Origin of the sequence: Microcoleus sp. w1-18aA5, from assembly GCF_036701705.1 — a bacterium.
Lineage (GTDB): Bacteria > Cyanobacteriota > Cyanobacteriia > Cyanobacteriales > Microcoleaceae > Microcoleus.
Map to the genome: position 1 here is coordinate 93,083 of NZ_JAUPTE010000009.1, position 23,864 is coordinate 116,946.

18 protein-coding genes are annotated in these 23,864 nt (G+C 46.2%); 12 read left to right on the plus strand and 6 right to left on the minus strand.

Annotation, left to right across the window (positions count from 1 at the left end; translation table 11 throughout):
* Positions 1–172: 172 nt before the first annotated feature.
* Complete coding sequence (locus Q5691_RS05220; protein ID WP_333309041.1) at positions 173–2,704, plus strand: DUF3769 domain-containing protein; 2,532 nt, start codon at positions 173–175, stop codon at positions 2,702–2,704.
* A gap of 104 nt (positions 2,705–2,808) precedes the next feature.
* Positions 2,809–3,480 (plus strand): hypothetical protein, encoded by a 672-nt coding sequence (locus tag Q5691_RS05225; RefSeq protein ID WP_333211719.1) that lies wholly within the window; start codon positions 2,809–2,811, stop codon positions 3,478–3,480.
* Between the two features lie 25 nt (positions 3,481–3,505).
* On the opposite strand, the gene Q5691_RS05230 is transcribed toward Q5691_RS05225, so the two are convergent.
* Positions 3,506–4,021, minus strand: coding sequence for a phycobiliprotein lyase (locus Q5691_RS05230; RefSeq protein WP_333211718.1), 516 nt, complete (start codon positions 4,019–4,021; stop codon positions 3,506–3,508).
* An 844-nt stretch (positions 4,022–4,865) separates the two neighbouring features.
* Here Q5691_RS05230 and Q5691_RS05235 point away from each other — a divergent pair.
* Positions 4,866–7,106: a hypothetical protein gene (locus Q5691_RS05235; RefSeq protein ID WP_333211810.1), complete on the plus strand. Its 2,241-nt coding sequence runs from the start codon at positions 4,866–4,868 to the stop codon at positions 7,104–7,106.
* Between the two features lie 234 nt (positions 7,107–7,340).
* Here the strand turns inward: Q5691_RS05235 and Q5691_RS05240 are convergent, their stop codons facing one another.
* From Q5691_RS05240 to Q5691_RS05250, 3 genes are all read right to left on the minus strand, one after another.
* Positions 7,341–8,750: a heterodisulfide reductase-related iron-sulfur binding cluster gene (locus Q5691_RS05240; RefSeq protein WP_333344084.1), complete on the minus strand. Its 1,410-nt coding sequence runs from the start codon at positions 8,748–8,750 to the stop codon at positions 7,341–7,343.
* 197 nt (positions 8,751–8,947) lie between these two features.
* On the minus strand, positions 8,948–10,240 hold the full coding sequence (locus Q5691_RS05245; RefSeq protein WP_333344085.1) for a transposase: 1,293 nt from the start codon (positions 10,238–10,240) through the stop codon (positions 8,948–8,950).
* Positions 10,241–10,319: 79 nt separating this feature from the next.
* Positions 10,320–11,768: an FAD-binding oxidoreductase gene (locus Q5691_RS05250; RefSeq protein WP_333309049.1), complete on the minus strand. Its 1,449-nt coding sequence runs from the start codon at positions 11,766–11,768 to the stop codon at positions 10,320–10,322.
* Positions 11,769–11,865: 97 nt separating this feature from the next.
* Here Q5691_RS05250 and Q5691_RS05255 point away from each other — a divergent pair, with 97 nt between their 5' ends.
* The 4 genes from Q5691_RS05255 to Q5691_RS05270 all read left to right on the plus strand — a co-directional run bounded on the left by Q5691_RS05255 (position 11,866) and on the right by Q5691_RS05270 (position 15,553).
* Entirely contained in the window at positions 11,866–13,329 is a 1,464-nt protein-coding gene (locus Q5691_RS05255; protein ID WP_333216706.1) for an ATPase domain-containing protein, read from the plus strand.
* 445 nt (positions 13,330–13,774) lie between these two features.
* Complete coding sequence (locus tag Q5691_RS05260) at positions 13,775–14,146, plus strand: response regulator (RefSeq protein WP_333216708.1); 372 nt, start codon at positions 13,775–13,777, stop codon at positions 14,144–14,146.
* Positions 14,143–15,303 carry an ATP-binding protein gene (locus tag Q5691_RS05265; protein ID WP_333344086.1) on the plus strand — a complete coding sequence of 387 codons (1,161 nt, stop codon included), beginning with the start codon at positions 14,143–14,145 and terminating at the stop codon, positions 15,301–15,303. The genes Q5691_RS05260 and Q5691_RS05265 overlap by 4 nt, the downstream gene beginning before the upstream one ends.
* Positions 15,304–15,427: 124 nt before the next feature.
* Complete coding sequence (locus Q5691_RS05270; RefSeq protein WP_333309053.1) at positions 15,428–15,553, plus strand: hypothetical protein; 126 nt, start codon at positions 15,428–15,430, stop codon at positions 15,551–15,553.
* A 190-nt stretch (positions 15,554–15,743) separates the two neighbouring features.
* On the opposite strand, the gene Q5691_RS05275 is transcribed toward Q5691_RS05270, so the two are convergent.
* Positions 15,744–17,276: an MFS transporter gene (locus Q5691_RS05275; RefSeq protein WP_333309056.1), complete on the minus strand. Its 1,533-nt coding sequence runs from the start codon at positions 17,274–17,276 to the stop codon at positions 15,744–15,746.
* A 401-nt stretch (positions 17,277–17,677) separates the two neighbouring features.
* Positions 17,678–18,658, minus strand: coding sequence for a DALR anticodon-binding domain-containing protein (locus tag Q5691_RS05280; RefSeq protein ID WP_333309058.1), 981 nt, complete (start codon positions 18,656–18,658; stop codon positions 17,678–17,680).
* 355 nt (positions 18,659–19,013) lie between these two features.
* Between Q5691_RS05280 and Q5691_RS05285 the strand changes: the two genes are divergently transcribed.
* From Q5691_RS05285 to Q5691_RS05305, 5 genes are all read left to right on the plus strand, one after another.
* Positions 19,014–19,844, plus strand: a complete 831-nt coding sequence (locus Q5691_RS05285; protein ID WP_445304759.1) for a Crp/Fnr family transcriptional regulator — start codon at positions 19,014–19,016, stop codon at positions 19,842–19,844.
* Positions 19,777–20,646 (plus strand): HAD-IB family phosphatase, encoded by an 870-nt coding sequence (locus Q5691_RS05290; protein ID WP_333344088.1) that lies wholly within the window; start codon positions 19,777–19,779, stop codon positions 20,644–20,646. Before Q5691_RS05285 ends, Q5691_RS05290 begins: the two co-directional genes overlap by 68 nt.
* Before the next feature lie 248 nt (positions 20,647–20,894).
* Positions 20,895–21,515: a methylthioribulose 1-phosphate dehydratase gene (gene mtnB, locus Q5691_RS05295; protein ID WP_333213083.1), complete on the plus strand. Its 621-nt coding sequence runs from the start codon at positions 20,895–20,897 to the stop codon at positions 21,513–21,515.
* Positions 21,516–21,608: 93 nt separating this feature from the next.
* Entirely contained in the window at positions 21,609–22,643 is a 1,035-nt protein-coding gene (locus Q5691_RS05300) for a patatin-like phospholipase family protein (protein WP_333213082.1), read from the plus strand.
* A gap of 207 nt (positions 22,644–22,850) precedes the next feature.
* A complete protein-coding gene (locus tag Q5691_RS05305) occupies positions 22,851–23,660 on the plus strand; it encodes an MlaE family lipid ABC transporter permease subunit (RefSeq protein WP_333213081.1) in 810 nt (269 codons plus the stop codon).
* Positions 23,661–23,864 lie beyond the last annotated feature (204 nt).

A 23,864-nucleotide genomic window follows, 5' to 3' on the forward strand; every position in this document is an offset into this window, starting at 1 on the left:
AACTTCTGAAAGCAGCCCTATTCCGGCGCGCCAAAGCCACGGGGAATTTTAGATATCAGATTAATGTTTAAACAGTTGCCTTCTAGATGCAAAATTTTCAATAATTTGCACCCTATAAAATCTAAAATCTAAAATCTAAAATCTAAAATCGGATGACTTACCTGTTGTAACTATGCCCTATCCGGTACCGCCGCCAGAACCCCCTGGCATCATCTACATCGCAAAACCAAAAAAAGTCGCCCTCACTGTCGCGGCCGGCGATGGAGACACCCTCCGCAACCCCACAGAAATACCGGAACCAAGCCCAGATATCGTTCAGCCAGAACCCACACCGGCCCCAGAAGAACCCGCAGCCCCACTCCGGGGCACCACCCCAGCCACCGACCAGCTTCCAGAAATCGCCGACCCCTTAGCTGCAGTGGAAAGCGGCGAGGCAGTGGTGGGATTTCAGCGTCAGGCCCCTGTGAGAGAACCCGAAACTGCGGAAACTCCGAAAGATTCCTCGTTTACGGCTTACCCATTGGGTTCGGTAGAAAATGCCGTTGCCATTCGCAATCGAAAACGAACCGCAGAGGCCCAGAAACAACAGGAGGGGAATGTTGTCCGAAAGCAGGAAAGTTGGTATCAGGCCCAAGGCCGGCAGTTAGAAGATAACTCTCCCGAACCTGCGGAGATTCCCGTTCCAGAACCCGCGCTAGAACCAGCACCCAGCGGGCAACAGCAGTTCGACATTCCCACACCAGGAACTGCCCCCGCACCCAGAACCCCCGCTGCCCCGACACCGAAACCTAAACCAGCCGCGCCGCCGGGAGTCCGCACCGCCCCTTCTGGGCGAACCGTGCCTTTTCCGGTGAGTCCGGCCGATACTATCGAAGTTAAAGCTGACAGCCAAGAATTCGACGACAAGCAGCAAATTGTCACGGCAGTTGGTAATGTCGTTGTGCGGTTCCGGCAAACTGTGATTGATGCCGATCGAGCGATCGTCAACTTAGTCACCCGCCAAGTGGTAGCATCCGGCAATGTCGCCTATACCCGCGGCCAACAAGTAGTGCGCGGTCAGCGGATGGAGTTCAATCTCGGCCTCAACAGCGGCGCAGTCGAACAAGCCAGGGGCGAAATATTCCTGCCCGCAGCAGGTAGCGAATTGACTCCCACACTGCCGACAGATATCAGTGCCGGGACGATTCTTGAACAGCCTCTGAGCGATCGAATTACCAGCCAGCAGCCCCTGCGCGGAGTCAAATCCCCCGGCGCTGCTACAGTGACTATCGGCGGAGGCGGACAGCTAGCAGCCCCCCAAGTGGTCGGTGCCGTCAACCGCATCCGCTTTGAAGCAGAACGCATCGAACTCCTGCCAGACGGCGCGAGGGTAGCAACCAACATTCGGCTTACTAACGACCCGTTTTCCCCGCCGGAATTTGAATACAGGGCCCGGACGGCGACGATTAGAAGGATTTCGCCCACGGCAGAGGAATTAGTCACAACTAAACCCCGCTTGGTGTTCGACAACCGCGTCAAAATACCCGTGTATCCCCGCAGGCAAGTGTTTGACAGCCGGCAGCAAAACGGCCCATGTTTGACCTTTGGCTACGACGGGGGGGACAGAGGCGGTTTGTATGCCGAGTGCGGTTTTGAGGTGTTGCAGAACGGGCCGGTGCGGCTGACCCTGACGCCCCAAATTTACCTCCAGCGGCTCGTGGCAGAGAACGGCGGTAATCCATTTTCTCCCGACAGCTACGGGCTGAAAGCGAGGTTACGCGCTAGTCTCGGCCCGCGCACCAGCCTGGACGGATCGGCAATATTTCTGAGTTTTGAAGATTTCCCCAATTTGCCGGAAGACAGCTTTCGGGGGAATTTGCGCCTGCGACAGTTGATCGGCACTCACACTCTGGCAGCAGAATACAGTTATCGCGATCGACTGTTCAACGGTTCTCTGGGCTATCAAACCGTGCAGAGCAGCCTGGGGGCAGTCCTGACTTCCCCAGTCATCCCACTCGGAGGCACGGGCATCAATCTCAGCTACCAAGCTGGGTATCAATTTATCAATGCTGACACCGATCAAGCAGACTTGCTCGAACCAGTGCGGGAAAACAACCGCGTCGATCTGGGGCGTTCCCAGCTCAGCTTTGCCTTGAGTCGCGGTTTCAACCTGTGGGAGGGCGAACCGCTGCCTCGCACTCCCACCCAGGGTTTGAGGTATACGCGGACGCCGGTGGTTCCTTTCTTGCAACTGGCCTTGGGACTCCGGGGGGTTGGAACTTATTACAGCAGTGGCGACAGACAAAATTCGCTCGCCGGCAGCGTCGGCATTCAAGGGCAGTTCGGCCATTTCTCCCGCCCTTTCCTCGATTACACTGGGTTTAACGTGACTTATACCCAGGTGGGACGGGACGGTATATCGCCGTTTTTATTCGATCGCTTAGTAGATTTGAGAGTCCTGTCTTTTGGACTTGTCCAGCAAGTTTACGGAGGCTTTCGAGTTGGATTTCAAAGTGCTATTAATTTAGAAAGCGGGGAAACAATCAGTACGAATTACACTTTAGAATACAGTCGCCGCAGCTACGCAATCATTTTGCGTTTTAATCCTGAGCGTCAAGTCGGCAGCCTGACTTTTAGAGTTAGCGACTTCAACTGGAATGGGACTCCCGAACCTTTTTCCGGGGACGCGCGAACTGTAGAAGGAGGGGTGCGTTTATCCGATTAATTCAATTTGCTAATTGGGCATTGGTCATTGGGAATTTGGAACCAACAGTCAACAGTCAACAGATAACAGTCAACAGATAACAGTCAACAGATAACAGTCAACAAATGACAGAAGTGACCGCAATATCTGCACAAGCAGCGGCTCTGCTGGTTCACTACGGTTTTGACCTAGGTGGCAAAAAAGCCGAGAAATTGGCGGGTGAATGGCTGACCAAGTATCCCGGCTATTGGCTGCGTTTAGCAGTGGTTGAAGCGCTTTACCAAGGCCGCTACAAGGCTGTTTCTGTGGGACAGCTATTGAGTATGTGGCATCGGATAGGTCAACCTCTCTATCATTTCAATCGCGAGTTTGAACGCTTGGTATGCAATAATTTTCCTCAAAATTTAACCGGGGAAAATGCTGCTCAACTACCACAGGAAGATATACTTTTATCGGACCCGGAATCCAAAGTAACTGCCGCAGAGTTACATTTGCTTGGGATATCAGAGGCGCAACTTGATGTGGCGCTTCATGCAGAAGTCCCAAACACAGAGGCAGAGGAAACAGGAAAATTGCCCGCAGCCGACGATCGCACAAAAGAAAATACAGAATTTGTTGTATATGAAGATGTGGCTGTTACCGCCCTCGCCGATCGAGCCGAAGCCGAGCAAAAATTAGCGGACAAACCTGTGGCAAAATCATTCCCAGTTGTCAAACACACTGATTTTCATACCAAGTTAAAAGCGATTGCCAAAGAAGGCCGAAGAAAGAAGGGAGAAAACAGAAATAGAGTGTAAACTTTGCGTACTAGATAGTTATTTTTCACTTTTCGCTTGGGGCAGTTACTCCCATCCGAATTTCCGAACAAAAAGAAGCTTGTTCCGTACCGTTAGCTTGTTTAACAAAGCTAGTCCGTAGCCGCAAATTGGGCATGAGATACCACAGCCTTTCTTCGGCATGGAGGGTGTCTGATTCTGTAATCAATGTCAGCACGTCCTCGCCCATCACGTAGCGACTATTACCCTTGTCTTGCAACACTTTACCTTCGCTTGGATTGTCGGGATTTGGTACGATCGCTAGTATTGTAGAACCGATTTGTTTAGCTTTGTCGCGATCGGGAATACCGTCCCAACTAATCCGAACGCTGGTTAGCCCAGTTGAAGCCGGGTTAATCGAGTGTTGTTGGCAAAGTTTGACGACTGCTGCATCGCTAGCTGTCAGTAGTTCTATTTTGAGGTCGGATTTACCGGCCTGCAATTCCCCAGAATTGAGATTGTGTACGGTACGCTGAGAAAACCATTTGCCTGCACTTAACTCGAAAAACTCGATAACATCCATGAAATTTGTCTCTAAAGTCAATACTGCTTTATTTGCGATCGTGACTTGCGCGCTATGGAGTCAGAAACCCGGTTTCTTCCTACGTACCTAGCGGTCAAACCAATGATTTTGTCTAGAAACCTGGTTTAAGAGTGCAAGTCCTTTTCTATATTTTAGAGGAAGGGGGCGCACCTGCAAAGCTTTCTGAGAGCTTTGGGTGAAACAGATTGCAGATGCCGCCCTGGTACGAAACCCAACCAGGGGGGACATCTGCCTCGCTGATGCGGCCGACTTGACAGAAAATTAGAGCATCCGCCATCATATTTCGTTATAAAAGGTCTTTTTCGCACTTTAAATAGGATTACGATACCTGAAATTTTTTAGCTTTGACCGAAAGCATCCAGGATACAAGCCCCCGGATTCATCCGTCCAGAAATAAAAAACTTGTCTCCGAGAAACTTGCCCCCCGAATTTATCCGTGGGGCCAACTCTAAAATCTAAAATCTAAAATCTAAAATCTAAAATCTAAAATCGATTGACAGTGCTGATCGATCGACCATCATCGCCCAAACACCAGCTATGTTAAGAAAAGCAACGATATATGTGAGCTTTTGTCAATTGATCGGTAAATTGGGCGTTGCTGAGTTTAATTATATTAGCGACGATTTATTGTAATCGCACTGCTTGAAAATTCTCAAAGCAGACTCCGACTAAAAAACAAGCAATTCATCGAACCATCACCAAACCAAGGACAGCAAGCCCGTAGCACATAGCATTCAAATATGTCATGCTAAGTCAAGAGAAAAGATTCTCGATCGGCTTTTCGGTAGGGTACAGCTAGCGATCGCATACATTTAAAAAACACATCCGTAAATTTATGACCGAGTTTAAACAAGGGCTGGATAAAATGGAGCCCGCAGAACAGACGCACTACCTGGAAATCCTGCCAAGTCAGCTAGCAGCGAATTCAGACTGCGAAAAATTATACAGCTTACTAACAGATTACAACTTTATTAAAGCCAAGCTGTCAGCATCGGGAGTACAGGCGCTCATAGAAGATTACGATTTAGCAACAAGTCCCGATATTATCTCAGAGAAAAAAGCCGACCAACTCAAATTAATCCAAGAAGCAATTCGGTTGTCTGCCCACATTCTAGCCACAGATAAAAGCCAACTAGCCACCCAACTAATAGCCCGCTTGATGCGCTTTGAAAGTCCAGAAATTCAAGCAATGCTAGCACAGGCACAACACCAAACAACCCCCTGGATGCGACCGCTAACGCCCAGCTTTACCCCTCCTGGCGGGAGATTGTTGCGTACCCTCACCGGACATACAGACTGGGTACAAGCTGTAGCAATCACCGCCGACGGCAAGCGGGCAATTTCTGCCTCCTCTGACCACAATCTCAAAATTTGGCACTTAGAAACAGGAGAAGAACTTGCCACCCTCAAAGGTCATCTTACCTACGTCAATGCTGTAGCTGTCACCCCCGACGGCACTAAAGTAATTTCCGGTTCTTGGGACAATACAATTAAAATTTGGGATTTAGAAACAGGGACAGAAATATTTACCTTTGCAGGCGATACTTTTGCCGTAGAAGCAGTAGCAGTAACTCCTGACGGCAAGCGAGTAATTTCAGGTTCTTGGGATGGCAGTATTAAAGTTTGGGATTTGACAAGCAGAGAAGTAATTTTTAACTTCAAAGGTCACAGCAGTTTTGTCCAGTCCGTAGCCGTAACTCATGATAGCAAACGGTTGATTTCCGGGTCGGGAGACAACAGCATGAAAGTCTGGAACCTAGAAACTGGAAAAGAAGTTTTTACTCTCACGGGTCATGAAGACTGGGTAAAAAGTGTAGCAGTTACTCCCGACGGCGAACTCATAATTTCCGGCAGTTACGACGGAACAGTTCAAGTCTGGAGTTTGTCAGAAAGAAAGCAACTTTTCACTTTAGGAAAACACAGCAGTTTCGTTCAAGCTGTGGCAGTCAGTCCCGACGGCAAACGGGTCATTTCGGCTTCCGGTGATAAAACGCTGAAAGTTTGGAATCTGGAAACAAAAGAAGAACTTTTCACTTTTACCAATCACATCGCCCCAGTGAATGCTGTGGCTGTTACCCCCGACGGCAAGCGGATAGTTTCTGGTTCCTCTGACAAAACTCTCAAAGTTTGGCACTTAGAAAGAGGCAAAGAAAATTTATCATTTGCAGGTCACGATGACTGGGTAAATGCTGTAGCAGTGACGGCGGACGGTACGAAAGCGATTTCCGGTTCAGGAGACAACAGCATTAAAGTCTGGAATCTCAAAAACGGACAGGAAATTTTTACTATTTCTGGACACCAAGATTGGGTAAAAGCGATCGCAATAACACCGGATAGCAAGCAAATAGTTTCGGGTTCCGGCGACAAAACTGTGAAAGTTTGGAGTCTAGAAACCGGAAAAGAAATCTTTACTTTCACTGGTCATACAGACTGGGTAAATTCTGTGGCAGTGACTGCGGACGGAACGATGGCGATTTCCGGTTCGGGAGACAAAACTATTAAAGTTTGGAGTTTAGAAACAGGAGAGGAACTTTTTACTTTTTCAGGTCATGAGGACGGGATAAAAGCTGTGGCAGTTACTCCCGACAGCAAGCGGGTTATTTCGGCTTCCGGCGACCAAACTCTGAAAATTTGGAGTTTGGGAAAAGAAAAGAATATTTTGGCAAATTTATGGAATTTAGCCGTCAAAAATCTACTTTTCACTCTCAAAGGTCATGAGAGTTTTGTGAATGCTGTGGCAGTTACGGCGGATGGCAAATGGGCGATTTCTGGCGGGCGGGAACACAATTTGAAAGTTTGGGATTTGTCAAGTAGAAAAGAAGTTTTTACTTTGGTAGGTCATGCTGATGCGGTAACATCTGTGGCGACTATGGGAACAAAGGCAATTTCTGTTTCGGACGATAATACTCTCAAAGTTTGGGATTTGTTAAGTCGAGAAGTAATTGCTAGTTTCAGGGGAGATAGTGCTTTGAAAGCTTGCGCTATTGCACCTGATGGGGTGACAATCGTAGTGGCGGAAGCTTCGGGACAGGTGCATTTTTTGAGGTTAGAAGAGGGGAAATAGTCATTAGTCATTAGTCATTAGTTATTATGCCGATCGCACTTTTGCTAAAATTTAAAAGTGCTATCGCCCTTTGCCCCAATCAAGTCTACAATTATTCCGCGTCAATACCCATCGATCGCAGTCTTTCCGCTAGAACAGCAGCCCAAAGTGCGATCTTTCTCAATACAGCGGTTCATCAAAAAAAAAATCTCATTCAGCAGCGAAAATAGGGCAGACACCACTCGCCCTACAAAACTACTTCCTCAGCAACTTCACCCCGCGAATCGAATAATCCAAAAGCTCAATAGGGTGCATTAAAGTAACTTCCTTTCCCTGCAACTCCAAATGCTTCTTAATTTGCAAAGAACAACCCGGATTAGAAGAAGCAATCAACTCCGCCCCAGTATTCAGCAAATTCTCCACCTTTTGCACTCCTAATTCATCAGCAATCTCCGGCTGAAGCATATTGTAAACTCCCGCACTCCCGCAGCACAAAGCCGCATCCACAGGCTCTTTTAACTTCACCCCAGGGATTTGTTGCAGCAACTGACGCGGCTGCAAACTAATCTTTTGCCCGTGCAACAAATGACAAGCATCCTGATAAACAATTGTCAAATCTCCATCAATCAAAGGATTAAGTTTCGCCGTAATTCCCGCACTTGCTAAAAACTCTTGCACGTCCTTAACATTAACAGCAAATTTTTCAGCTTTCTCCCGATAATCAGGGTCATCTGCTAAAATATGACCGTATTCTTTCAAAGTATGGCCGCAGCCAGCAGCGTTGATAATCACAAAATCAACACCCGTATTTTCAAAGCTATCAATCATTTGTCTCGCCAAAGCTTTCGCCTGTTCCGCTTGGCCTTGGTGTTCCGGCAAAGCAGCACAGCATCCCTGACTTTTAGGAACCACAACCTCGCAACCGTTAGCCGTCAAAACACGCACAGTAGCTTCATTAACTGGCGAAAATAACAGCCGCTGGACACAGCCTAAAATCACGCCGACTCGATAGCGTTTCTCCCCTTCTGCCGGAATTACCTCTGGTAAATTATCCCGGAAAGAATCGACAGTAACTTTCGGCAAAATTGATTCCATCGCAGCCAAGCGGGGAAATACTTTTTTCAGCAAACCTGTTTTGCGGACAAGTTTTGGCAGTCCTAATTTTTGATAAATAAACAGCGGTGCAAGCAAAGGTCGCAATCTGTGAGGATAAGGGAAAAGATTAAAAATCAGAGTGCGAATTACATTGTCCGAAAAAGTGCGTTCCTGATTTCTAGTAACTTGGTGGCGCGTTGCGGAAATTAATTTGTCGTATTGAACTCCAGAAGGGCAAGTTGTAACGCAGGCTAAACAGCCCAAACAAGTATCAAAATGCTGGGAGGTTGCTTCGTTTAATGGTGCGTCGCCTTTGTTGATTGCATCCATTAAATAAATGCGGCCTCTGGGCGAATCCATTTCTTTTCCGAGTACGCGATAACTTGGACAAGTTGACAAACAAAAGCCGCAGTGTACGCAAGTATCGATTAATTTCGGATCGGGCGGATTGTTGGCGTCGAAACCGGGGATTTCGAGGGTTTGTAAGTGGGGATTTTGTGCTAGAAAATTGCTTTCTTTGGCAGGTCTTAAATCGTCGCTGGGAACTTGAGATTTTTCTGAAGTTTGCATATATATATTACCTAATTGTTTTTCTTCGTACCCAGAACTTTAGTCAGTTTAATGGAATTTAGGCAGAAGCTTTATCTGTAGGTTTGCCGCGCGAAAAATTCCGCTAGAAGTAGCGTGTAAAACCACTTTTTACAGAAGTCCTGAACGAATCAAGTCCTGACTACAAACTTTAAACTAAATAGCTGGTAAAAGTATAGTCATTTATAGGCATGGGAGGCTTCAAGTCCCTCCCCCTTCACTTTTACTTTGAGCGGATTAACCCGCCTCGGCTGAACTACGCAGCTCCCTATCCCATCGCTGAAGGCATTTGGGATTGCTTTTCTGAGGATGTTGTACGAAGCGTTGATATCAGAATTAATTAACTGACCAGTCGATGTTTTGTACAAACCTCGCTTAATACGCTTACCAGTAAACATTGGCTCTTTTTCTGTTTTCCCGTAGACAGGGATTGGGTCTAGACCCACGAAGTTTGCCCGCGATGTGTAGGATTCTTCCTGCACAATTACTGTGATTCCCACCAACCGAGCTTTGTACTCCAACATTTCAATTAATCGAGAGTGAGGAATACTAACAAAGTTTTGGTTGGTTTGCTTCCCTAGATCAATTTCAGTTTTCCACTGTGCATTCTTGCCAATTACTAGCGTCCCCATTTTTTTTGTATTTAAAATCGCAACAATCACACGACTAGCATGATGCAAGTAATTATCAACTTTCTGATTGCGACAGCGAGTTAATCGCTGAATCCTGGGTGAGGTTTGACGATTCCCTTTTAACTGGGATTGTAATCGGGATTTGCGTTTGTTATAGAACTGGTTAATCGATTTTAATGGTCGCCCGTTAATCAACAAAGGGATAAATCCCGGCTGATTTGAAGTTAACGCCACTAAATTATCCAGTCCCAAATCAATACTAGCTACAGAGTTGGCATTGCCAAGGGTGGACTCCGGTTCACTTCGACTACGCTCAGTACAAGCATCATAAATCACCTCAATTACATAGGAATCACATTTCGGAACCAGTCTAACTTGACAAATCTGGTTGGGATTGACTTGGGTTTTAATTGAAAGTTCAGTGCCGGAAAGTTTAATGATTCCTTTCTTCAACTGTTTGCTGCTAATTGCTTGAATCGTGTAGACGAGAAGATTTCGCCCTTTAGTCTTATCTTTGTACTTTGGCAATTTTGGGCGACCCGTGAATTTTGAAGAGTCAGCTTTGTAAGCTTTAACGGTTTCAAAAAACGATTTCCAATTCTTGTCTAGCACCATCAAGATTTGCTGACTTACTTTAGCAGGCAAAGCCTTATATGCTTCGTGAGACTTCATCAATCGGTTCATTTCGTTGTAATTGACATAGCCCCACCCATAAATAAAACTCTGACGAATGACGTAATTGGCGGCATTGTAGAGGTTTTTGGACTTGAAAGCTAGTTCGTCTATTTGGGCGAAACGGTGTTCCGTTGATTTAATGATGTGCCTCTCTGTTAGTTGCATTTGAGACTTGCGTTTTTTGGGCTATGCGTATTCCTTATTCAACACTCACAACAATATAATACCATTATTGCTTATAAACTCAATGAAGTTTTACAATACCGCTTATAAAACGATGGGGGCTCAAAATATTTTCCGGGTCAAACTGCTGTTTAATCCGGCGCATTAAATCGATCGCACTTCCAGTATAGCCCCAAACATCTAACTGTTGCTTGATGTCGGTCGGCGCTGCTAAAACACTCAGAAAACCGCCTTTCGCTTCGCACCCTCTGCGTACCTGCAACAACCTGTCCGCCGTCGCATTCTCAAACCGCAAAACCCCCAAACCGCTGCCTGCATGAATCCAAGCGTCCTGTACCGGCAATTCGTTAATAGCCGTTACAGCTTCCGACGGTCTGATTCCTATTTTGCAAATAATTGCCGACTTTGTGCCAGAATCCCACATTGTTTCTGGCAATCTTTGCCATAACTGATGCTCATCATTTTCGCAGCAGCTAGTGCCTTGCAAACCCAATTTTTCGCCAACTTCCAGCAAGCGGGCTGATTGTTGTTTAACACTTTCTGCGATACTTTGAAATCTGACGATTAATCCCGTGCCCTTTCCTAAGCCTAATTTTGCGACTAATTCAGGTGACAGCAAATCAACGGCTGTCGGTGTCAAAGCAGAGGATAATAAGATTTGAGCCGTTTGGGACAAAGCATTAGTTTCCCCTGTCAGCACTACGGTTCCCGATGATTCAGGCAGCGGATAAACTCGGAAAGTTACTTGAGAAATGACCCCCAATGTGCCGTAAGCACCAGTAAACAGTTTCATCAAGTCGTAGCCGGCGACATTTTTAACAACTCGACCCCCGGCTACCGCAATTTTACCGTCCGATCGCACAAAGGTAATTCCCAACAGCAAATCGCGCACCCCGCGATAGCGATGCCGCAAGGAACCCGCATCAGCAGTAGCGACAATGCCGCCCAAAGTTACCTCTTGCGGATATGCTGGATCGATCGGCAAAAATTGACCTGCTGCAGCTAAAATTTGCTGCAAATCCGCAAACTTCATCCCGGCTTCTGCCGTCACAGTTAAATCGCCCACAGCGTGTTCTACAAGCCGATTGAGGCGCGAAGTGCTGACAGCCACAAGCCCCGCTGCATCACGAGATACCCTTAAATCCCCCTTAAAAAGACCCACTTTGACAACATCTTGCTCCCCCCTTTGTAGGGGCGGTGCCCCCGTGCCCGCCCTGGGCTGGGGGGGATCGGAGTCTAATTTAACTAAACCACCCCAATCAAGTTTGCTGCCGCTGCCACAAGGCAAGACTGCACAGCGATTTTGCCCAGCCCAAGCAATGACAGCCGCCAGTTCTTCCTGAGTATTCGGGTAAACAGTACAATCTATTTTCGTGTGGGGGGCAACTGCTTTTTCTACCCGTTCTTGCCAAAATGGCTCTGTATCTTGCCAGCGACAGATGCCAGCAGTGCCGACAATACTTTCTAATTCTTGTGTGCTTACGTAATTTTCGGTAGAAAAAGATTTCATGAAGGTTATCAGACGCCCGCTAAAAAAAATTATCAAAACACTGCCTAAAACCATTAAATATTAATACGGGCCCGATATTCAAAACATGAAGAAACAAATGTCTCAAAACCGAATTTCTATGGGAATTACCGGTCTCAACGAAGTGATTGGCGGTGGCCTAATTCCTCAACGCTCTTATCTGGTGCGCGGCGGCCCGGGTACTGGCAAGACTACACTGGGCTTTCACTTTTTGGCAGCAGGTGTGGCTCTGGGAGAAACGCCCCTGTTTATTACTTTAGGAGAACCGGAAGCGCAATTGCGCGCCAATGCCGCAAGTCTCGGTTTTGATATGGAAGCGATGGCGTTTCTCGATTTGAGCCCATCGTCAGAATTTTTTACCCAAGTTCAAACTTATGACATTTTCTCCCCCTCCGAGGTGGAGCGAGAACCGACTACACAAAAGATTATCGAGCGAGTTCAAGCTGTCAAGCCACAACGGGTGTTTTTGGACGCGATCACTCAATTTCGCTACTTAGCTGCGGATGAGTTTCAGTTTCGCAAGCAAGTTTTGTCTTTTCTGCGGTTTTTGGTGGAAGGGGGGGCGACGGTGGTGTTCACTTCAGAAGGCACTTCAAGTGCTCCCGATGACGATTTGCAATTCATCAGCGACGGAGTAATTTACTTGGAACTGCGCCCTGAAGGACGCGCCCTGTCTGTCACCAAGCTGCGAGGCTCCAACTTCCGCAGCGGCCGCCATTCGCTGCGCCTGACTCAGGCTGGTATGGAAGTATTTCCGCGACTGCTGCCGGACAACTTTCAACAGGATTTTGTTGCGGAAGCGATTTCTTCTGGGGTTCCAGAAATCGACGAATTACTGCACGGGGGACTGGAACGGGGGACTGTGACGGTGATTAGCGGGCCTAGCGGCGTGGGTAAAACCACGGTGGGCATTCAGTTTATGAAGGAAGCTGCAGGAAGGGGGGAGCGATCGGTAGTTTACATTTTTGAGGAGTCAACTTCTACTCTGTTGCAGCGCTGCGAATCAGTTAACATCCCGGTTGGGGCGATGATAGGGCAAGGAAGTCTTTCGGTGATACCCGTGGAACCTTTGCTGTACTCGCCGGATCAGTTTGCCTGTATGGTACGGCAGGAAGTGGAACAGGAAAAGACGCGGATTGTGATGATTGACAGTATTTCTGGCTATCAGCTTTCGATGCAGGGGCAAGATTTGGTGAACAATTTGCACGCTTTGTGTAAGTATCTGAAGAATATGGGAGTCACCGTTATTTTGATTAATGAGGTAGAAGCTATTAGCGGAGATTTTCGGCTGACCGAGATCGGAATTAGCTATTTGGCGGATAATCTTCTGTTTATACGCTATCTGGAACGCCAACTGCATAATAGGACAGAAATCCGCAAGGGGATCGGAGTAATTAAAAAACGAGTCAGCAATTTCGAGAGAACTTTGCGAGAACTCGAGATTACTCGCTACGGCATCAAAGTCAGCAAACCGATACGGGGGCTGCGCGGCATTTTGAGTTCGGCGCCGGTGTGGATTGAGGGGGAACCGGACGAAGATTGAATCGGGGCTTGTCCTGCTGTTTCTGGGCAAGTGCAGCTAATTTTGCAGTCGTGAATCTACTAATAAGTAGGGGGCGCACCGCGCACCTCACCACTAGCTGTAGGGGGCGCACCGCGCACCTCACCAGTAGCCTAAGTTCTGGAAAACTTAAATATATTGGTAAATTTGTGTATTTTTAGACTTTTATCGTAGTGTAGTTTTCAATTCTATGAAATACAGTAGGGGCACAGGGCACGTGGCCGTGTCCTGTACCCCTACTGTATTTGACTCAACTGAAAACCTATGTAATCCCTCGCCGAAAAGTAAGCTAATACCAGATAAAAAAAGAATCCAACTTGAGGCTACCTCCCAACCCATATATAATCACTCACTCCCCATTCTAAAATCTCAAATCTACAATCTAAAATCTAAAATGGTATAACCCGTATTCACAGGAAGCTGATAAATGACTGGCAACTCAATAATTTTAGCCGTAGACCGCAATCAGCGAAACTTGGAACTATTAGCACAATTTCTCAATAAAGAAGGATACCAGATGATCGCGGCTTATAACTATGAAGATGTTGCACAAGCTATCAGTCAGCCTGCTAGGATCGGGATGGCTTTAGTAGATATTTCTGGTTTCGATCGCCGGATTTGGGACTGCTGCGAACAACTGCGAAATCACCAAATCCCTTTTCTGATACTCTCGCCCAAACAAAGCGCTGCCATTCAGCACGAAAGCCTCTGCCACGGGGCTCGGAATATGTTGGTAAAACCTTTGATAGTTAGAGATTTGCTGGGAATTGTTCACAGCTTGCTAGGAGAATCTGCGTGAGTCAAATTTTATTGCTTGTCGAACAAAAAGAAAATCGCCGATTGTTATTAGAATGGCTAGCAGTTTATTATGAGGTATTGCTGCCCAACTCAACCGAAAATAGTGAGGAGTTTTTACCATTTAATCAATCTTTTGACCTGGCGATAATTGACGGTATTTCCCTGAAACGCCACTGGCAATGGGTTGCCGCCCAAAAAGAGGCAGAACACCCGGTATGCTTGCCTTTTCTTTTGATTACATCCCGCTCGGATGTAGGGATGGCAACACAATTTATTTGGCAAAGTATTGACGATTTGATTATCGCTCCGATCGAGAAGATAGAATTGCAAGCGCGGGTGGAGATTTTGCTGCGATCGCGCCAGTTGTCTTTAACTCTCAAATTGTCTCACGACCAACTCGATCGCACTTTGCAAACAGCCCAAGAACTCAATGAGATGAAAACATTTTTGCTGTACATGATTGCCCATGACGTTCGCAATCCTTTGAATTTCATCATCGGCACTACACAACTTCTTAGCAAGTACAAGTTAACATTAACAGAGGAGAAAACACAAGAACTTCTAGACAAAACTCAAGCAGCTGCAAAAGGCATAGATTTGTTATTAGATGATGTTTTGCTGCTGGGGCGTGTTGAGTCGGGAAAAACAGGTTTTTGCTTGCTACCGATAGACTTAGCAAAGTTGTGTAATGAGTTGGTAGAGGAATTTCAGAGCAGCCTGAAGTTGAAACATGAAAATGAGCGGGTGACGCTGATTTTTGTCAATCACCATCAATCCGCGATGGCGTGTTTGGAGGTAAGCTTGCTCAGGCGAATTCTGGGCAATTTGCTGTCCAATGCTATTAAGTATTCTCCCCCAAATACCGAAGTAATTTTTGAATTACAACTTACTGAAACGGAGGCTATTTTTTCAGTACAGGATGCAGGAATTGGCATACCTATCGCAGACCAAGGACGGCTGTTTGATTCATTTTACCGGGCTAAAAATGTCGGTCGCATTCCTGGTACTGGACTGGGGCTGAGCATTGTTAAAAAATGCGTGGACTTGCACGGTGGCGAAATTACTTTGATCAGTGAAGAAGGCGTCGGCAGTACATTTACAGTAACGCTGCCGATCACAAAAACTGCAAAAAACCAAATCTCGCCTGCAACGACTTAAACTAGATGCAGACATTATCTTGGGATATTCATCGATGGATTTGACGCCCCGGTGAGGCTCTACCTGGTAGTGTGACCATGAGATTTATCCTCAAACAACTGAATAAAAATCTCGCTATTTTACAATGCCAGAATTTGAAGAACCCTTAACAGCCGCTCGTCAAGTGATTAAATTTAGCATCGTCGTTCCAGAAGCGATCGACCAGCCGGAGAATTGGCGATCGTTCCTCAAAGCTCGATCGGCATCGTAAAAAATTTTGAACGCACCCACAAAATAATTAGATACCATTCAAAACTTATCCGAGTAGCCAGACTTTATATTTTTGAAAAAAAGCGAGCCAACAACCGTCACATCTGAGATTATCTGATGAGTATTTTAACACTTTAAAAATGGTTAATAAACTCTTTTAGGAATTATTTTCGGACTCTTGTGCCGTACAATCAATCAAGAGTTGAAGAGCGATCGCATGAGCTTTCATGTGGACAGTCCAACTGTTCAACTATTAATGGTTGAAACCTGATGTCTCCAGGTTCAATTGCCACTCTTCTCCACCAAGCTGGCAACAAGAGCAGCCAAAACTTACCCAAAGACACAGAACGGTGCTCGTGAACAAAAACCAAGGTCAGGAGAGCCACCAGTCGTAAAACGGCTGAGAGCGCAAACACCCCTGGCAAGCCACCGAGATTGGTCAAAGTGGCGAGAAAGCCACCCACGGTTATTCCCATTGCCCCAGTGACACCAGGAACCGCGGCCGCGATCGCAAAGTATATCGACTGATTCAACAGTGGTGCCACCGACATCATCAGATTACCACTGCACAGGTCGATCGCCGCCCACGTCCCACCGCCGATTATGTGCAACAGCGGAAACCAGACCCATAGGAAAATTGGAGCCGTTCCACCTTCTAGCCAGAGTAGAGGGGTCAGAGCCACCAAAACTCCCACTACTAGCATAATCGGGCGATTCCCAACCCGGTCAGCCAGCTTCCCCCAAAAAACCAGCATCAGCAAGTTAGCACCAGCACCTAAACTGCTATAGAGCGTTACCACGCTGACATCTATATTTAGGTCATCCAGCAAGTAAAGATTAAAGAAGGGCGCGCTGACGTTAACGGCAAAGCTCCATAGACCAGAGTAAAGCAAAAACTTTAAAAAATTGGCTTCCTTGAGAAAGCTAAAAATTGTCCCTGTGGATGATTTTTCGCCTGTATCTGAATGCGTGACGTGTACAAGCTTTGGGTTCACATCGGTCATAAAGAACTGACAACCTAGACTGATGAGGCCAAGTACAATTCCTAAAACCAAGATGGCACTGTAACCTTGGAGCTTTCCACCGGGCCAGTTCGATACCACTAGAGCCAGCAACGGCACACCAATGAGATTCGTCAAGCTGACAGCACTATTGCGAAAGCCAAAATACCGCCCGCGCAACCGCTGAGGTACTAACGCCGCCAACCAGCTCAAGAACGAAGCACGACCTAAAGATTCTAAGACTTGAGTTACCCAGATGATTGCCAATGTCAACTGCACTAGCTGATGTCCGGCCAGATGAAATGAGCCTCCCAACCAAAGGGCTGGCACGAGAATCAGCCACAGCAGTCGCGACATTCCGAAAATCCAGAAGGAATACCAGTGGCGGCTTTGTGTTCGGTCTGCTATATAAGCTCCGAACGGTTGGAGCAGATTTACCAGTTGAGGAATGGAGGAGAGCATACCAATTTCGACTGGACCAGCCCCCAAATCGAGCAAGAAATTACTGAGCAACGCGCCGCCGATGATGCTGTAAAAAAGCGTAGCAAATACACCGTCCAAAGTTAGGGCTCTGAGGCTTGACCGAGTTTCCGGTTTGGAAAGTTTTAGAGGTCGATTGGTCAGAAGTACCATCTCTGGTAAGGCTATATCCTCTTGGATTTCTTCCTGAAGAGGGAGAGGATTCGTTCCTACTAAGCTGTATTCTTCTTGTTTTTCGAGCATACTGGATAGCCAATAGATAAGCTGCGTAGCAGCTTAATTGTATAATATAAGATTAAGTATTTTAAGGAGCACAGCCATAGAGGTCAGGTAAAAATCCTCAGTCTAAAAACCCCAAAAAAAGATTACTTCAAGAAATCAAATCAAATAAAATAAAATAAAATAAAATAAAATAAGACGACCCAACTTAGATAAAAGAAATTAATTTGATTAATCACTCAGGTAAAATTGTCAAGAAATAGCTAATTTTTTAGAAATTTTCTATGCGACATTAGCTTACTGCATGGTTCATCGCAATCCAGATAAAATAGAAAAATTTTCCGATGGAAGAAGTCAAGGAAACTTGCGGAAAGCCACCTCTGAGTAGGGAAAAATGTTGCTAAAAAAAATAATAAGGATTAAATCTAAAGTTCTAAAGGAGCAAGGGTGCTCAATAACTCTTCTAGGATAAATCGCAACAAAGATTGAGTTGCTAATATTAAACCTAATCGGGCTTGGGCGAGTTTTGGCTGTCTTATTTTGACTTCTCCCCAAATTCGGCAGTGAGTGTAAAAAGTCTGAAATGCTTCGCTCAAACTATTGGCTAATTTGAAATAATTGACAGGTTGTTCACGTTTTTTTACCCCGAAAGTAGGATATAAATTGTCTAGCACTGTTAACAGTTGGGATATTAAACGGCGTTCGGCTGGATGCACTAACCGCACTCGATCGCCCTCGTCAATCCAAGGGATAGGATTTGGACTCGCCAGCGACCAAATTTGTGGCGCTGTAGTGACATCTGGCTGGGCGATCGCAATTATGCGATCGCGGTGGGCCATTCGCAGCAGGGAACAGCAGCGCGCGTGGCTGTACTGAATGGGAAACAGTCGATCAGCAGACACAACAGGGGATAATATTCTAGATTCGGGAATTGGGAGGTTCGTTTGAGCTAAACGCTGCAACCAGACGGCTAAACCTGCATCAGTCAACTCCAGCTCAATAATTCCCGTCGGCGCGACTTTAACGGCGAAATCTGGGTAGCACAGCGGTTCGAGAGTTTCGGCCAACTCGGTCGCAATTGTCTGCGGTGTCTGCTGCCAAGTTTTAGCCAATTTCAGGGCGATCGCAGACACGTACAGCACCCGCGCGCTATCTTTACTCCGATTTAACGGAAATATTGCACCATTCTCAATTACTTGTTTAGCAAGAGGCATCTTGCCTGTTCCACAAGAAAATTCATCTCTTGTGGAATGGGCATCTTGCCCGTTCTTGAGAATGGTGTCACCTATGAGATTTAATGGAATTTTCCCTAGTGCCTCTTGCTGGGCGATCGCGCTTTGGAACCTGGAAAGCAAGAAACACTTCACTGTAACTTCCAGGCACTGCTCCATATTTGCTGTATCCATATCGGCTCATCCTAACGTAAGAGCAACTATCGAGTGTTACCACTTCCACTGTTCTTGTACGTTAAACTGCTGATGTCAGAGATAGTCGATCTGCTCCCCCGATCGGGGCTACATCGAATTAATAGGCTTTCTAGGGATTTTTTTGCTAAATATACAATAATTTACGACAAATTTTTTGCTGAACTCTACCATTTTGATGTATTTTTTGCTACATTAAATTTTTCGGTAAAACTAAGAAAAGTCAGCACAGTTAAGAAGCGTGCAAGCTTGATCGGGGGTTGGTTGTCTCACTTGGTATCGCACTGCTGGCAAAAGCTGTTTTTCTCACTATTAAATATATCCCAGAGCCTCACTTATGCAATCAACTTCCACACATCTAGAGACTATCGATCGACCTTTTATCACTTGGCAGCGAATTATCGACTGGGCCCAGGAACACTACCGCTGCCGGACTTTTAGCAAAGACGAGCGGATTCCGGCAAGACCCGGACTGCTCTATTTAGTCCAGAAAGGTTCTGTGCGGCTCGTAGGCAGCGCTCAAGTTAGCGCTGCGGCGACGAAGTCGAAATCCGCTGAGAAAACTACAGAAGAAGCTTTTTTGGGCTTCGTCGGCGCCGGTCAGCCCTTTGAACTGGTTGCTCAGTCTCCGTTTACTCTCCAAGCTTACGCTCATGCCGATCAAACTCACGTAGTGTGGATGTATTGGCACGACTTGGATAATTGGCCTCACTTTCGTAGAGAAATTTTGGATGCGTTTCGTTACCAACACCAGCGGAAACTGCTCTGGCTGAGCACTTTGGGACAGCGCCGGACGATCGACCGACTGTTGGGGTTTCTCACTTTGTTGATCGAGGAGTTCGGCGAACCTTACGTAGGTGACGACGAACCAGAGGTGGTTCGGGGCTACCGGCTGCCTTGGACTTTGACGCACGCTCAAATTGGCAGCGCCATCGGCTCAACGCGAGTGACGGTGACGCGGCTGATGGGTAAGTTGCGATCGAAAGGTTTGATTAATACTGAGGATGATAATTTAATCTGTTTGCCGGCTAAGTCTAACCCCCAAAAGACAAAAAACCAAAAGCAGGACGTAGAAGATTCCTTGGAAGATTCCCTGGAAGATGAAGATTCCCTGGAAGATGAAGATTCCCTGGATGATTCCCTGGATGATGAAGATTCTCTCGAATAATCTGCATAAAATCCGGCGGGAAATTGCTAACAAACAGCGCGTCACTATTAGTTTTGGGCAGTCGCGCTCGATCACTCGACAGTGTAGGATGAATTGTGTAAACTTTTCCCGTTCTCGAAAGGTGCGACTGACAATGACCGATGACAAGCAAAAATATTCAATCCCGAACAATCAGCAACGGGTGGTATTCTGCGACTTTGACGGCACGATAACTGTTGAAGAAACTTTTGTGGCAATGCTCAAGCATTTCGCACCGGAACTGTCGTCTCAACTGATGCCTGAAATATACGCTAGAAGGTTGAGTTTGCGATCGGGAGTGCGGCAGTTACTAGAGTCTATTCCCTCGGAACGTTACGGGGAAATTGTGGAATTTTCTAGGGCAAAGCTGATGCGGCCGGGATTGGTGGAATTGCTGGATTTTTTGGACGAGAAAAAGGTAGATTTTGCGATCGTGTCCGGCGGTCTTCGGATTATGGTAGAGACGGTAATGGGCGATTTGGTAAAGCGGGCGAGCGTTATTTACGCTGTGGATGTGGACGCTAGTGGCCCTCGCTTGCAAGTCAATTCTAAGTTTGAAGGAGATGAGGAATTGGTGTCTAAGGTGCGGGTGATGGGCCAGCACCCGGCCCAGGAACAAGTGGCGATAGGAGATTCGCTGACGGATTTTAATATGGCTTTGCAGGCTTCGTCGGTGTTTGCGCGCGATCGGCTTGCCGAGTATCTAGACGAACAACAAAAGCCTTATACTAAATGGGATAATTTTTTTGACATTTTGGAAAATTTGTCCCAAAAATGGAATTGAAACTATCGCCTTTCTCAGGTAATATAAATTCCGTTTGCATCGGTATTGTATGATGTTAAATTTTGTAGGGGAGGGTTCACCCACAATAATTGCCCATAATAAACAATATAATAAACCCGCCCCCGTGCAGATAAGTCCGATGCGATCGAATTTGATATAAGGTGTGTACGGATTACCCTACGTTTAGATAGGCCAGCACAATTCCTATTAACGCAAAAAGTAGATTAAAAACTGAGGATTTGTAAAGAATGAGTGGCGATTTAAGATCAGATTTAATTGCAGCAGCCAAACATTTTTACGATCGCGGTTGGATGGTTGGGACTGCTGGCAATCTTTCAGCCCGCTTACCCGATGGCAGTTTTTGGATTACTGCTAGCGGCCGTGCGAAAGGGCAGTTAACTGAACGAGATTTTATCAGAATGAGCTCAGACGGCGCAATTGTCGAGCAACCTGTTGCCGACAGCCGCCCTTCGGCCGAAACCAGCATTCATTTAGCCGTTTACAATTGTTTTCCAGACGCTAAAGCTTGCTATCACGTCCACTCCATCGAGGCAAATTTAGTTTCTCGGCTGACTGTAGGAGATGCAGTGCCTTTACCCGCGATCGAAATGCTGAAAGGTTTGGGGGTTTGGGAGGAAAACCCGCAAGTGTCGATACCCCTCTTTACAAATTATTTGGAAGTCCCTAAGATAGCCAAGGAAATTTGCGAATTCTTTGCCATTTGTGCGCCCTCTGTACCCGCTTTATTAATTCGCGATCACGGCATCACAGTCTGGGCAGACTCGCCAGCCGCCGCCTACAATTACGTAGAAATTGTAGAATACATTTTTCGCTATACGATCGCAGCCCGCCAATTAAATTTAGATTGAAGATTTGAGAGGAGAGATTGAGCGGTGCATGAATTCCGAGGCTTAGGGATTTGAAATTAGGAAACGAGCAAACGTCCAGAATAGACAACAGTTATGGCTAAATATACCCGGATTTTATCCATAGATGGAGGCGGAATTAGAGGAATTATTCCCGCGCAAATTTTAGTTAGCGTTGAGTCAAAGCTGCAACAAAAAAGTGGCAACCCAGATGCGAGAATAGCTGACTATTTTGATTTAATCGCCGGCACGAGTGCGGGAGGAATTTTAACTTGCATCTATTTGTGTCCAGATGGCGAAAATCCCAGCAGACCTCGCTGGGCGGCCCAAGACGCTGTTAATTTTTCGATTAAGAGTGGCCGTGACGTTTTTCAGACTTCATTTTGGCAAAAAGTCAGATCTCTAGATGGTTTGATAGATGAGAAATATGCGAGTGATCGCTTAGAAAAATTATTTTTGGAAAACTTTAGAGATTGCAAACTCAGCCAACTGCTAAAACCTTGTTTGATTTCCAGTTACGACATCGAAAGAAGAAAAGCTCACTTTTTCGATCAAATAGATGCTCAACAATATCCAGCCGAAGACTATTTTATCAGAGATATCGCCAGAGCCACATCTGCCGCTCCCTCATATTTTGAAGTTCCAAAAATTTACTCTTTGACTAACGAACGCTACGCTTTAATTGACGGGGGAGTATTCGCCAACAATCCGGCACTTTGTGCCTATGCTGAAGTTAGAAATAAATTCAGTATTCCTGACGATAGCCTCGACAAAAGCCCGACAGCAAAAGATATGGTAATTTTATCGCTGGGGACAGGAGAAGCTCAGAAAAAATTCCCCTATGAAGAAGTAAAAAATTGGGGTCAAGTTGAGTGGGTTGAGCCTTTAATTAATATCATGATGACGGGAGTTGCGGAAACTGTAAATTATCAACTCATCCAGATTTATGATGCGGTTGAAAGACCGAATCAATATTTGAGAATTACTCCCGATTTGAGCCATGAACAACCGCTGCAGATTGATGATGCCTCGGAAGAGAAAATATCAGACCTGCTGAGAATTGGCAAAGAGCAAACCGAAAAGAATAATGAACAGTTGGATAAGTTTATCGAGTTGTTGCTTGCCCAGTAGTCAGTCATATTGTAGGGTGGGTTAGGCGCGGCGATTAAGTTAAGTCACCAATAAATAAATCTTAAACCGCGCCCAACCCACCAACTGCAGGGCAGGCAGACTGAAAATATATGTTGACAAATCGTGCAATAATTGCTGTAGGATTGCCGAAAATCAGTAGGTGGCAGTGCTTCGCCCTGTTTGCAATTAATCGCGAGCCCTGAGTCATTGGTTAAAAAAGACCAAGAACACGATCGACATTTAGATGAAACCTTCAATAACAGGTGGTTTCAGCGTTTTTTGGTGACATTGTTCCTGGGTGGCCAAGTGCTGCTACGCATAGTCCAAGGCAAAATTGACCGCCGCAAAATCATGGAACATTTAGTAACGGTAGGCTTGGATTCTTTGCGATCCGTGCTGCTAATAGCCTTTTTTGGGGGCATGATTTTTACCTTTCAATCCGCCCGAGAATTGGTTCGCTTTGGGGCGGTTGAGGCGGTGGGAGGTCCTTTTGCTGTGGCATTTTGTGGGGAATTAGCACCGCTTTTAACGGGGGGCGTGGTGGCGGGACAAGTAGGTTCGGCTTTTGCGGCGGAGATAGGAGAAATGCAGGTGACGGAACAAATAGACGCCCTGTATATGTTAAGAACAAATCCGGTTGATTATTTAGTGGTGCCGAGGGTGATAGCTTGCTGCATCATGCTGCCGATTTTAACAATTTTTGCGGTAGCGGTGGGGATTTTGGGCGGGCTATTTGTAGCGGTTAATTTTTATAATTTGGAACCGTCGGTATTTTTGGAATCAGTGCGGACTTTTTTGGCGCCTTGGGATTTAGTAACTGTGGCGATTAAAAGTTTTATTTTTGGGTTGATAATTGCCCTTGTCGGTTGCGGTTGGGGATTGACGACGGTGGGCGGAGGGAAAGGAGTAGGCCAAGCTGCCACGGCGGCGGTGGTAACTTCTTGGGTGTTGATTTTTATGGCGGATTTATGTTTATCGCTGTTGATGTCTCAGGAGTTGGGGATTCCTAGAAATTGATAATCTTGGCGATTATAGCAAGAGTCAATCGATTTTAGATTTTAGATTTTAGATTAAAGATTAAAGAATTGAACCATTGACCCCAGGGATAAACTCGGGGGCTTTTTTATCGGATACACGTCAATACCTGTAGTTTAGACTAAAAAATCAGTGCAGCTAAAAGTAGCAGCCTTTTAGCAGAAGGCAAGCTGTTGCTCAAAAACT